The organism is Streptomyces sp. NPDC002742 (genome assembly GCF_042888885.1).
Classification (GTDB): domain Bacteria; phylum Actinomycetota; class Actinomycetes; order Streptomycetales; family Streptomycetaceae; genus Streptomyces.
Genome location: NZ_JBIAQF010000008.1, coordinates 89,007 through 99,914, shown reverse-complemented (window position 1 = coordinate 99,914; position 10,908 = coordinate 89,007). Strand labels below are relative to the sequence as shown.

11 protein-coding genes are annotated in these 10,908 nt (G+C 70.2%); 7 read left to right on the top strand and 4 right to left on the bottom strand.

Going from position 1 to position 10,908, the window contains the following annotated elements; genetic code table 11:
- Positions 1-64 precede the first annotated feature (64 nt).
- From ACFYW8_RS16275 to ACFYW8_RS16260, 4 genes are all read left to right on the top strand, one after another.
- A complete protein-coding gene (locus tag ACFYW8_RS16275; RefSeq protein ID WP_389074337.1) occupies positions 65-802 on the top strand; it encodes a hypothetical protein in 738 nt (245 codons plus the stop codon).
- Between the two features lie 555 nt (positions 803-1,357).
- The gene (locus tag ACFYW8_RS16270; RefSeq protein ID WP_389074333.1) at positions 1,358-3,256 is read left to right on the top strand and encodes an FUSC family protein; all 1,899 of its coding nucleotides are present in this window, start codon (positions 1,358-1,360) and stop codon (positions 3,254-3,256) included.
- 250 nt (positions 3,257-3,506) lie between these two features.
- On the top strand, positions 3,507-4,193 hold the full coding sequence (locus ACFYW8_RS16265; protein ID WP_389074329.1) for a DUF899 domain-containing protein: 687 nt from the start codon (positions 3,507-3,509) through the stop codon (positions 4,191-4,193).
- A gap of 223 nt (positions 4,194-4,416) precedes the next feature.
- Positions 4,417-4,590, top strand: coding sequence for a hypothetical protein (locus ACFYW8_RS16260; protein WP_261703432.1), 174 nt, complete (start codon positions 4,417-4,419; stop codon positions 4,588-4,590).
- Positions 4,591-4,660: 70 nt separating this feature from the next.
- Here ACFYW8_RS16260 and ACFYW8_RS16255 read toward each other — a convergent pair whose 3' ends face one another.
- Positions 4,661-5,044: a hypothetical protein gene (locus ACFYW8_RS16255; protein ID WP_389075114.1), complete on the bottom strand. Its 384-nt coding sequence runs from the start codon at positions 5,042-5,044 to the stop codon at positions 4,661-4,663.
- 59 nt (positions 5,045-5,103) lie between these two features.
- Positions 5,104-5,955 carry an ATP-binding protein gene (locus tag ACFYW8_RS16250; protein WP_389074324.1) on the bottom strand — a complete coding sequence of 284 codons (852 nt, stop codon included), beginning with the start codon at positions 5,953-5,955 and terminating at the stop codon, positions 5,104-5,106.
- 260 nt (positions 5,956-6,215) lie between these two features.
- Here ACFYW8_RS16250 and ACFYW8_RS16245 point away from each other — a divergent pair, with 260 nt between their 5' ends.
- The 3 genes from ACFYW8_RS16245 to ACFYW8_RS16235 all read left to right on the top strand — a co-directional run bounded on the left by ACFYW8_RS16245 (position 6,216) and on the right by ACFYW8_RS16235 (position 8,245).
- A complete protein-coding gene (locus tag ACFYW8_RS16245; protein WP_365874312.1) occupies positions 6,216-7,076 on the top strand; it encodes a helix-turn-helix transcriptional regulator in 861 nt (286 codons plus the stop codon).
- Complete coding sequence (locus ACFYW8_RS16240; RefSeq protein ID WP_261703428.1) at positions 7,077-7,355, top strand: DUF397 domain-containing protein; 279 nt, start codon at positions 7,077-7,079, stop codon at positions 7,353-7,355.
- Positions 7,356-7,441: 86 nt separating this feature from the next.
- Positions 7,442-8,245 carry an SAM-dependent methyltransferase gene (locus ACFYW8_RS16235; RefSeq protein WP_389074315.1) on the top strand — a complete coding sequence of 268 codons (804 nt, stop codon included), beginning with the start codon at positions 7,442-7,444 and terminating at the stop codon, positions 8,243-8,245.
- Between the two features lie 111 nt (positions 8,246-8,356).
- On the opposite strand, the gene ACFYW8_RS16230 is transcribed toward ACFYW8_RS16235, so the two are convergent.
- Both ACFYW8_RS16230 and ACFYW8_RS16225 read right to left on the bottom strand, forming a co-directional pair.
- Positions 8,357-9,850 (bottom strand): glutamate synthase subunit beta, encoded by a 1,494-nt coding sequence (locus ACFYW8_RS16230; RefSeq protein WP_365874316.1) that lies wholly within the window; start codon positions 9,848-9,850, stop codon positions 8,357-8,359.
- Between the two features lie 293 nt (positions 9,851-10,143).
- Positions 10,144-10,623, bottom strand: coding sequence for a DUF1772 domain-containing protein (locus ACFYW8_RS16225; RefSeq protein WP_389074308.1), 480 nt, complete (start codon positions 10,621-10,623; stop codon positions 10,144-10,146).
- Positions 10,624-10,908: the final 285 nt, after the last annotated feature.

The following is a 10,908-nucleotide window of genomic DNA, read 5'->3' as shown; positions in this document are numbered from 1 at the left end:
GGGAACCGGTCCGGTGCGAATAATGCTTCGAGTGATCCCGGTTGACGCTGCTACGGTCACCGACGTGGCGAAACTCAATCAGATCATCGCAGTGGAGAAGGGCATCAAGTCCAAGTCCCATCAGGACCTGACGGCTGCTCATCATGGCCTGCAGAAGCCGGCGTTGCTCGCCGGTATCTCGCGGACGTATCAGCCGAAGGACGAGGAGGGCGAGCAACTGCCGCCCGAGTCGACCCGGGTCCAGGTACAGGCCGAGGACGTGCTGCGGGACACCGCGGCGACCCTGACACGGCTGTTCGACGTGACCGCCACCAAGGACTGGGCCAACTGCGCGGCGAGGGCCGATGTGTTGGTGGACGGGCGCGTGCTCGTCGCCGAGGTGCCGGTGTCCTATCTGCTCTTTCTTGAGAAGCAGCTGACCGATCTCAACACCTTCGTACGAAAGTTGCCCGTCCTCGACGCCTCCGAGTCCTGGGTGCGGGATCCGTCCACCGACGACTGGAAGACCGAGCCGGTGCGGACGCTTCGTACGAAGAAGGTCCCCCGGAACCACGTCAAGGCCGAGGCCACCGAGAAGCACCCGGCCCAGGTCGAGGTGTACTACGAGGACATCCCCGTCGGCTACTGGACGACCGTCAAGTTCTCCGGCGCCCTGCCCGCGCGACGCGTGAACGAACTCCTCGACCGTGTAGAGAAGTTGCAGCAGGCGGTCAAGTTCGCCCGCGAGGAGGCCAACGGCGTGGACGTCGTCGACCAGCGTGTCGGGGACGCAGTTTTCGGCTACCTGTTCGCACAGGGGTAGCCTCTGAACTCCCCGGCCACCACGCACCACGGCCGGGGTGCGCGAGGAGCGCAAGCTGAACCTGAAGCTTGTCGTGAATGCACGGTTCCAGTGGAGGTTCGAGTCCTCCCCGCGGCACCCAACGGCACTCCGGTCAAAGGGAGTGTCCACGCGCCGCGGTAGCCCAACCCGGCAGAGGCAGACCGTGATCAATCTCAGACTATTGCTCCAGACTCAGTATTCGCCGCCGATCGCCGGATCGACCGGGCCCAGGCCCCAGTACGCCGAGATGCTGGTTCAAGTCCAGTCTGCGCAGCTCGATGCGCGGTGGTCCAAAGGCAGGACGCGGCGACATAACGACTGACCTGGGTCCTCAAGCGTGCCGGCGTGCGACATGGTGGCATCTCAGGGTCCGGGGGCCGGCTACGCCCTCGGACCCGCTCCTCCCCCCGAAGTGTCACGTCGCGGAAATCCCCGCGTTCGTTTTCCGCAGGCAACGCGCACTACTCTGGTAACGACACGAGCCCGGCCGACGTCGCCCGAAGGCACCCACCGCCCTCGCCCGACAGGAGCCCCGTGCGCCTCACCCGCCTCGCCGTACCACCCTGGCTCGCCCATGCTCTGCGCGCGCAGCGCGGACCGGTCCCCTGGAACGCGGTCCTGCGGGGCGCGCTCGCCGCCGGGCCGCTGTTGCTCGTGGCCGTACTGAGCGGTCGTACCTCTCTGGGCGTGATCGCGGCCCTCGGCGCCATGCTGACGGGGATCAACGACCGGCCGGGCAGCAGGCGGGTCGCCGTCGAGCGGCTCGGGGTGCCGGCCCTCGCCGGGGCCGCCGGTCTGCTCATCGGGTCGTACGCCGGACAGCACACGGGCGCCGTGACGCTCACTCTCCTCCTGACCGGGCTCGGACTGCTCGCCGGAGCCGTCAGCGCGGTCGGACCCGTGGCCTCCGGAGCCGCGACCCAGTTCTTGGTCGCCTCGGCGATCGGGGCCGGGATGCCGTTGCCCGAACCGGGGTGGGTGCGTGCGCTCCTCTTCCTCGGCGGGGCCGGCTGGTTGCTCGCGCTGCGGCTCGCACTGCCGACGACCGCGGTGAACACCGGGGACTACCGCTTCGACGGGGAGCGGGAAGCCGTCGGCGGTGTCTACGATTCCATCGCCCAACTGCTGCTGGCCGCGGGCGGACCCGACGCGACCCGGCGGCGCGTCGCGCTGACCGCGGCCCTCGACCACGCGCAGGACGCGCTCGACGGGCCCCGGCTGCGGCGATACGCCAGTTCGGCGGCCGAGCGGCGACTGCACGCGCAGTACGCCGCCGCCCTGCCGCTCGCCGAGGCCGCGACCGCGCTCGCCTGGACGGGTGAGGCCGTGCCCGCACGGGCCGCGGAGGGTCCCCGGCGGCTCGCCCTCGCCGTCCGCACCGGCGCCCCCACCGGTCCGCTGCCGGCGCCCGCGGTCCCCGGCACCCGGTCCGGGCCGCCCGGGAGTACACCCGTCGCGCCCGCGCTGCGCGCCCTCCACGATGCCCTGCTGTACGCCGCCGAGGCCTTCGACCGGGGCTCCGGGAACGCCCTGCACACCCGGCGGCGTACGGCTGTCTCCCTTGTGAGTACCGTCCTCGGCTCCGCGGGGCGCGAGTACGGGATCCGGGTCGCCCTCTGCTTCGGCGCGAGCGTCGCCGTGGCCCAGGCGCTGCACCACGCGCGCTGGTACGGCAATCACCCGCACTGGTACTGGCTCCCGGCGACCGCCGTCTTCCTCGTCAAGCCGGATCTCGGTCCGCTCGCCTCACGCGTGCTGTGCAGGGCGGCGGGAACCGTCCTCGGCGCGGTCGCCTTCGCGGGGCTCGCCCTCGTGCTGCCGCGGCCGGAGGGATTCGTCGCGCTCGTCGCCGTCAGCGGCGCCCTCATCCCCGTCGCCACCCGGCACTTCGCCGCGCAGACCGCCGTCGTCACCGTCCTCGTCCTCTCCCTCGTGATGGTCGGCGGCGAGCCACAGGCCTCCTGGAACCGGATCGTGGAGACGCTGCTTGCCTGCGCGATCGTGCTTCTCGTCGGGCATCTGCCGACGCTCGGACAGCGCGGCGGGACCGTGCGCGCGAGGCTCACCCGCGCCACCGAGGCGGCCGACGTCTATCTCGCGCATGTGCTGAGCGACGGTACGGCCCGCGACCGTACGGGCCGCTGGGTCCTGCGCCGGGAGGCCTATCGCGCGCTCGCCGAGGCGCGCACCGCGATCGACCTCGCCGCCGCCGAACTCCCCGCCCTGGCAAGGCACTCCGAGGGCACGGACGAGATCGCGGTCACCCTGGAACGGCTCGTCGACACGACCACGGCGTGTGCCGTGCAGCTCGACGACACCGGCCGGCTCACGCCCCGGCACACCGACCGGATCACCGAACTCCTCGGCGAACTGGCCGAGCGACGCGAACGGGCGGGACTTCGCACAGCACCCACGCGTCCCCTCACGGTGTGACGCTCACGGGACTTCGAACCGTACGGTCCATCGAAGCGTGACGGATCTGGGACTTGGATCCGTATGGTCCATCGGAGCGTGACGGATCTGGGACTTGGATCCGTACGGTCCATCGGAGCGCGACGCCCGCGAGTTCACTCAGCGCGCGCACGATGCCCCAGGGCCCCGAAAAATCTTGACCCGACTCCGATGAGTTCCGCTTCTCCCGGGCGTCCACCACAGAGTAGGCACCGTTCCACAGGAGGAGCACATGACGCTTCCGCAGATCGTCTCGCGCGAGGAGTGGCAGGCCGCGCGCGAGGAACTGCTGGTCAAGGAGAAGGCGGCCACCCGTGCGCGTGACGCTCTCAACGCGGAGCGGCGCGGACTGCCGATGGTCGAGATCGACAAGGAGTACGTCTTCGAGAGCGGCGACGGGAAAGCGACGTTGCCCGACCTCTTCCGGGGACGGGACCAACTCGTCCTCTACCACTTCATGTTCGCTCCCGAGTGGGACGCGGGCTGCCGCAGCTGCTCGGCGTTCCTCGACCAGCTCGGGCACCTCGCCCATCTGCGGGCCCGCGGAACCGAGTTCGCCGCGGTGTCCCGGGCGCCGTACACGAAGCTCCTTCCGTTCAAGGCCCGAATGGGCTGGACTGTGCCCTGGTACTCGTCGTACGACAGTGACTTCAACTACGACTTCCAGGTGTCTTTCGCTGGACAAGAACCCTACGAGCGGCCTGGGATGAGCTGCTTCCTGCGTGACAGCGGACGGGTGTTCCATACGTACTCCACGTACGAACGCGGTCTTGACGGCCTCGGCTCCACGGCCTCTCTCCTCGATCTCACCGCGCTGGGCCGGCAGGAGGAGTGGGAGGAGCCCAAGGGCCGCGCATCCGCGCTGGGGGCACCCGCGGGCAGCGAGCGCGTCCGGTACCACGACGAGTACGAGATCTGACGCGAGGAGCAAGAGGTCCGACGGGACCGGGACGAGAGCCTGCGACATCGGACGTCCGGAGGGATCGGGACGAGGTCCGAAGAGCGCCGGAGGCCCGCGTAGCCCGCTCGCGGGACGGATCCGCTACCCAGTGTCGACTTCGTCTCAGTACTGTCACTTCCAGAGCCGTTCACCCCATGGCAGGCGTTTAACTCTGGAGAGCAGCGCGACATGGAGGTACAGGGTGAACGGGCGAATGGTGCTGGAGCGTTTTCCCGCCGGCGGACCACGCGGGTCGTGGCCCGCGGAGGAGTTCGCGCAGGCGCGCCGCCAGGAGGGCCAGGCCGCCGAGGTCGTCATGGATCTCGCCTCCGACGCGTTCCTGGTCGTCGTGGGCGGTGCGGACGGCGTCGAGTGAGTGACGCGGCGCCCTCTCCCGGAGAGTCAACTCGGTGAATCCGTCCTGCCCCTGCCGGCCACGGCGGTGCTCACGCGCTGATCGGGCGCGACCAAGCGGGTGTCGTCCCCGTGACCCGGCACAGGGCCAGGTACAGAGGAATCGGCGGGGTATACGGAAGCGTGCCATCCGGTTTGTGGATCAGCCCGGGAATCCGAGGTGAGTCCGGCACGACCGCACCCGTGACGTAGTGGGCGGGGGACGGCCACTCCAGGGCGACATCGGAGTCGGAAGGAACGATCCACCACCACTGCGCCGGGTCCGCGTAGACGCAGCCCACGCGAGGCAGCCGCGACAGCAGCAGCGGTCCGAAATGGGCGGGCACCGAGACCGCGTCGCAGCCCAGCGGCACCTTCATGCCTTCGGGAACGGGGAGACGCCTCGGCTGCCCGGACTGTCGCCGTCCGCGCTCCATGCGGACCAGCGTGTCCAGGCTGAGGACCTGCGCCGCAGGCCCCGCCGCAGACGTACGACTCACAGGCTCTCCCGTTCCCGTTCCAGCGCTCGTTCCTGGTGCGGATCCCGATGCGGATCCCGATCCCGATCCCGATCCCGATGCGGATCCCGATCCCGATGCGGATCGCGATCCTGACTCCCGTGCCGGGCGGAGGGATCCTGGGGGTTCCCCACGGTTCCCGCCCCCCAGGATCCCTCCGCCCCCGTGCCCCGACCGTCGTTCGGGGGCTTCTTGGCGCTCCAGCCCAGGTCCGCTCGCGGGCCCGTGTCCGCGTCGGACGGGCCCTGGTCGGACCACGCTGCACGGGGCCGACCAGGCAGCCCCGGGTCCGGCTCGGCCTCGAAGCCGGCGCCGAGCCGTTCCGGGCCGTCCTGGTCGGCCAGGTCATGCCGATCGTCCGTGTCAACCGGGTCCGGCCAGGTCTCGCGGGTGGTGTCCGCGGTGTTATCGGCCCGGCCTGCCGAGCGCGCGATCTCCGCCCACACCAGCAGGCCGGGCCCGGTGTCCTGGGCCCCCCAGGCCCTGGACACTGCCGCGACGAGAAGCAATCCCCTCCCGTGCTCCTCGTCGGGCCGTCGCGGGGAGGGCTGCGGCTCACCCGGAGCGCATCCCTCGTCGCACACGGCTATGCGCACCAGGTCGCCGGCGTCGTGCAGCTCGCAGACGACGCGTTGCCCGGCGGCATGCACGATCGCGTTGGTGACCAGCTCCGACACCACGAGGGCCGCCGTGTCGCACGTGTCCTCGCACACCGCCCAGCCGGACAGACGGGACCGGGTCACGCGTCTCGCCTGTGCCACGGAGCCCGGGTGTGCGGCCAGCTCGAAGCGGAACCGGCGCTCGGCGGCCGCGCCGGGGTGCTGCCCCATGGCGGCACGGAGACCGAACCGGTCTTCGGCGGCGTCTGTTCCTAACGGCGCGGACGGAATCACGCATGCCACTATCGCCGCGCCGCGAACACTTGGCAAGACTCACTCTGAAAAATGCAGAGTGCCGTGTGACGCCGTGGGGGCGCGTGGCACACTGCTGGCAACAGCAAGCCGAGCGGCGCCAGTTGGGATCGTCGAGGAAGACGAGGAAGAACCCGGACGGCGCCGACCGGGCTGTCCGGACTCAGTGGAGGTGGGACGTGAGCGAACCGCGGTCCGCGCCGACGGTCGGCCAGGTCGTCCTCGGCCGGCGACTGCTGGACCTGCGTGAACGCGCGGGTCTCAAGCGTGAGGAGGCCGCGCGGATCCTGCGCGTCGCCCCCGCGACGGTCCGCCGAATGGAGATGGCCGAGGTCTCCCTCAAGATCCCGTACCTCCAGCTCCTGCTGAAGTCGTACGGCGTCGGCGACGAGGAGGCCGAGGCCTTCGTCCAACTGGCCGAGGACGCCAACAAGCCAGGCTGGTGGCAGCGGTTCCACGACATCCTGCCCGACTGGTTCTCCATGCACGTCAGCCTGGAGGGTGCCGCCGCCCTCCTGCGCTCCTACGAACCCCACTTCGTTCCGGGCCTGTTGCAGACCGAGGACTACGCCCGCGGCGTCCTGGAGGCGGGAGCCATCGGGCAGACCAGGCCCGAGGACATCGAGCGCCATGTGGCACTGCGCATGCAACGCCAGGATCTGCTCAAGCGCGAGGACTCACCCCGGATTTGGGTCGTGATGGACGAGACGGTGCTGCGCCGCACCATCGGCGGTCCCGAGGTGATGCGCGCTCAGATCGACAAGTTGCTTCAGGCCACGAAGCTGCCCCATGTGACGTTGCAGGTGATCCCGTTCTCCTCGGGTCCGCACCCCGGCACGTACGGGCCCTTCGTGCTGTTCCGATTTGCCATGCCGGAACTCCCGGACATGGTCTACAGCGAGTACCTGACCGGCGCCGTCTACCTGGACGCGCGTCCCGAGGTGGCGACCCACCTGGAGGTCATGGACCGCATGGCGGCTCAAGCCGCCACGGCACACCGCACGAAGGAGATCCTCCGGGATCTCCGCAAGGAGCTGTGAATGGAACGCATCACGCCGGAACGCATCAACCCGCGAATAGGCAACGTGCGCATCTACAACGGAATGCCCGCCCGTGAACTGGGCAGCGAGGGCTGGCACAAACCGTGGAGCGGCGGCAACGGCGGCAACTGCCTGGAGGCGATGAAACTCGCCGACGGCCGTATCGCCGTACGCCAGTCGGCCGACCCGGACGGTCCCGCTCTCATCTACACACCCGGCGAGATGACCGCGTTCATCCAGGGCGCGAAAGCGGGAGAGGCGGACTTCCTCCTTTCCTGAACGACTTGATTTTTCTCTTTCCCCGACTTCCCTGAATTTGGTTCTGAGTTGATCACCTACCACGGCGCGGACTTACGGAGACCGTCATGACCGGGCAGCCCCCCACGGGAATCGACACGAGCAAGCCGCATCCCGCGCGGATGTACGACTGGTATCTCGGCGGCAAGGACAACTACCCCGTCGACGAGGAAATGGGCCGTCAGATGCTCGCCCTCGATCCGAGGGTGCCGGTGATGGCCCGGGTCAACCGCGCCTTCATGCACCGTGCCACACGCTGGCTGGCCCAGAACGGTGTGCGGCAGTTCCTCGACATCGGCACCGGGATCCCGACCGAGCCGAACCTCCACCAGATCGCCCAGGCCGTCGCACCCGACGCACGGGTCGTGTACTGCGACAACGACCCGATCGTGCTGGCCCACGCGGCAGCCCTGCTGCGTAGTTCGGACACGGGAGTGACCGAATACCTGCAGGCCGACGTGCGGGACCCGGACGCGATTCTCGACGGGGCCAGGAAAGTCCTGGACTTCGGCCGGCCCGTGGCGCTCTCCCTGGTGGCGCTGCTCCACTTCGTCTCCGACGCGGACGGCGCGTACGCCCTGGTCGACCGCCTGCTGTCCGAACTGCCCTCCGGCAGCTACCTGATGGTCACCCACGCCACCGCCGACTTCACTCCCGAGGAGTCGGCGGCGGCGATCGCGAAGCTGAAGGCGGCGGGCGTCACCCTGGCACTCCGCTCCCGCGAGGAGTTCCTCCGGTTCTTCGACGGCCTGGACCTGGTCGAGCCGGGCGCGGCGGTGGTCCACGAGTGGCACCCGGAACTGGGCGAACCGGTGCCGGGTCAGGAGGACGGGATCATCCCCGGGTACGGGGCCGTGGGACGCAAACCGTAGGTCTTCCGGGGGGAATTGAGCACCCCGTCGCGCTGTCTCCCGGATGCGGGGACACCGCGGCGGGGCGCGGCCTTTGGGGGCTCAGGGCTTCGGGGCGCGGTTTCGTCGGCGCTACGCGGTCATCGGACGGTCGTACGGCCCGATCGGGGCCGGCAGACGCGTGCGGGCGGCGCCGCTCAGCGCCCGGTCCACGGCCGCGGCGACCGCCCGGCCCTCGGCGATCGCCCACACGACGAGCGACGCGCCGCGTGCCGCGTCCCCGGCGACGTACACCCCGGGCACGTTCGTGTCGAAGTCGGGGCCGCGGGCGATCGTGCCGCGCGGCTCAAGTGCCAGTCCCAGCTGATCGATCAGGCCGTCGTGCCGGTCCGGTCCCAGGAAGCCGAGCGCGAGCAGCACGAGGTCGGCCGGCAAGGTCCGCCCGGAACCCGCTATCGGTTGTCGCCGCTCGTCGACCTCGACGAGCCGCAGCGAGCGCACCCGCCCGTCGGCGCCTCCGCCGAACTGGAGCGTGGACGCGGCGAAGAGGCGCGCGTCCGCGTCCGCGGCGGGTGCCGTGCCCAGCGAGCCGGCCTCCTCGTGCGCGGCGGAGAGCCGGTAGATCTTCGGATACGTCGGCCACGGTTCGGCGTCCTCGTCGCGCTCGGCCTCCGGCTGCGGATAGATGTCGAGCTGGGTCACGGACGAGGCGCCCTCACGTACGGCGGTCCCCAGGCAGTCGGCTCCGGTGTCACCGCCGCCGACGATCACCACGTGCCTGCCCGCCGCGGACAACGGAGAGACCTCCAGATCCCCCTCGCACACCCGGTCGGCCAGCGGAAGGTACTCCATCGCCTGATGGATGCCGGACAACTGTCTTCCGGGTACGTCCAGTTCCCGCCAGGCCGTGGCCCCCAGCGCCAGAATCACGGCGTCGTAGCGCGCCTTGAGCTCGGTCGCCCCGATGTCGGTGCCGATCGCCGTCGAGGTACGGAACTTGGTCCCCTCCGCGCGCATCTGGGCCAGCCGCCGGTCCAGCTGCCGCTTCTCCATCTTGAACGCGGGGATTCCGTACCGTAGAAGACCGCCGATCCGGTCGGCCCGCTCGTACACGGCCACCGTGTGCCCCGCCCGCGTCAACTGCTGTGCCGCGGCGAGTCCGGTGGGCCCCGAGCCGACGATCGCGACCGTCCGCCCCGAGAGCCGGTCCGGCGGACGCGCCGGTGTGAATCCCTCCTCCCAGGCACGGTCGGCGATGGCGACCTCGACGTTCTTTATGGTGACCGCCGGCTGGTTGATCGCCAGCACACAGCCGGCCTCGCACGGCGCGGGGCACAACCGCCCGGTGAACTCGGGGAAGTTGTTCGTGGCGTGCAGCCGGTCGCTCGCCGCCCGCCAGTCGTCGCGCGAGACGAGGTCGTTCCACTCGGGGATCAGGTTGCCCAGTGGGCACGCTTCATGACAGAAGGGGATGCCGCAGTCCATGCACCGGTCGGCCTGTTTCTCGATGATCGGCAGCAGGGCTCCGGGAACGTACACCTCGTTCCAGTCCCGCACCCGCTCCTGGACGGGCCGGCGCGGATACTCCTGGCGCGGAGTGGTCATGAAACCCTTGGGATCGGCCATGGCCGTCCCCCTCATGTACGCGTACCGGTGCGGGGCCGCACAGCCGTCGGCCGTCATCGGCCCCGGAATGCTGGCGGCACTCCTTTCCCGCCACGATACGTCGCCCGCGCATACGCCGCCTGCGCATACGCGGCCGCTCCGGACGGCAGCGGACCGCGGGCTCGGACGCGGGCTCGTCCGAGGGCTCGGACGACGGTGGACGTCCGGGCCGCTGGGGGGGGGGGGGGGTGGGACGGACGCGCACACGGCTGGGGAGGGCGCGGACGCGCACAGCCGGGGGAGGGGCGGGCGGCTCAGGTGAGAGCGAGCGCGTACGACACCGCCGCGGCGGCCGAGGCCGCGGTGCGGACGTGATTCCACATCGTCCACTGGCGCACGAAGGTGGGCCAGTAGACGGCGGCTTCAGGCGTTCCGGGGTCCAGCTTCATCAGCGCGTCGTTGCGCGGGACGTTCGCGGCGATCGTCACCCCGAACGCCCCGAACAGATACAGCGCGCTGCCGAGCAGCAACTCCACGGTCCCCTCGTCCGGCAGCAGCACGAAGGTCACCACCGCGAGCACCGAGCACAGCATGGCCGACCCGACGAAGGCCAGCATGAACGGGGGGCGGACCGCCGCGACGTTGATCGCGTTCATCGCGGCGACTCCCTGGGCCGGCGGCAGCTGGGCGAGCGCCTTCATCACGAAGGTCGAGAACCCGAAGAACACCCCCGCCACCAGCCCGCAGCCCAGCACCCCCAGCAGCGTCAGCACGAAATACGGTCCATCGATCATGTTCACTCCCATGTCGAACCGGCCGAACCCAAGATCCTGCACAGCGGCGATCGTCACCACAAGTGAAATCCGCAACGACGACGGTGGCCATGGCCGAGCGGCGCGCACACATGCGCGAGCGTCTCCAAGTCCGCAGAGCGTCCACTCACGCCCGCGCGAGCGTTCGCTTGGGCCCGCAGAGCGTCCACTCACGCCCGCGCGAGCGTTCGCTTGGGCCCGCAGAGCGTCCACTCACGCCCGCGCGAGCGTTCGCTTGGGCCCGCAGAGCGTCCACTCACGCCCGCG

Coding starts and splice junctions, on each gene's coding strand:
- ACFYW8_RS16250 (WP_389074324.1), bottom strand. CDS start 5,955: ATGGGGCAGCACCCCGGCGCGGCCGCCGAGCGCCGGTTCCGCTTCGAG.
- ACFYW8_RS16265 (WP_389074329.1), top strand. CDS start 3,507: ATGACGCTTCCGCAGATCGTCTCGCGCGAGGAGTGGCAGGCCGCGCGC.
- ACFYW8_RS16255 (WP_389075114.1), bottom strand. CDS start 5,044: ATGGAGCGCGGACGGCGACAGTCCGGGCAGCCGAGGCGTCTCCCCGTT.
- ACFYW8_RS16240 (WP_261703428.1), top strand. CDS start 7,077: ATGGAACGCATCACGCCGGAACGCATCAACCCGCGAATAGGCAACGTG.
- ACFYW8_RS16230 (WP_365874316.1), bottom strand. CDS start 9,850: ATGGCCGATCCCAAGGGTTTCATGACCACTCCGCGCCAGGAGTATCCG.
- ACFYW8_RS16225 (WP_389074308.1), bottom strand. CDS start 10,623: ATGATCGATGGACCGTATTTCGTGCTGACGCTGCTGGGGGTGCTGGGC.
- ACFYW8_RS16235 (WP_389074315.1), top strand. CDS start 7,442: ATGACCGGGCAGCCCCCCACGGGAATCGACACGAGCAAGCCGCATCCC.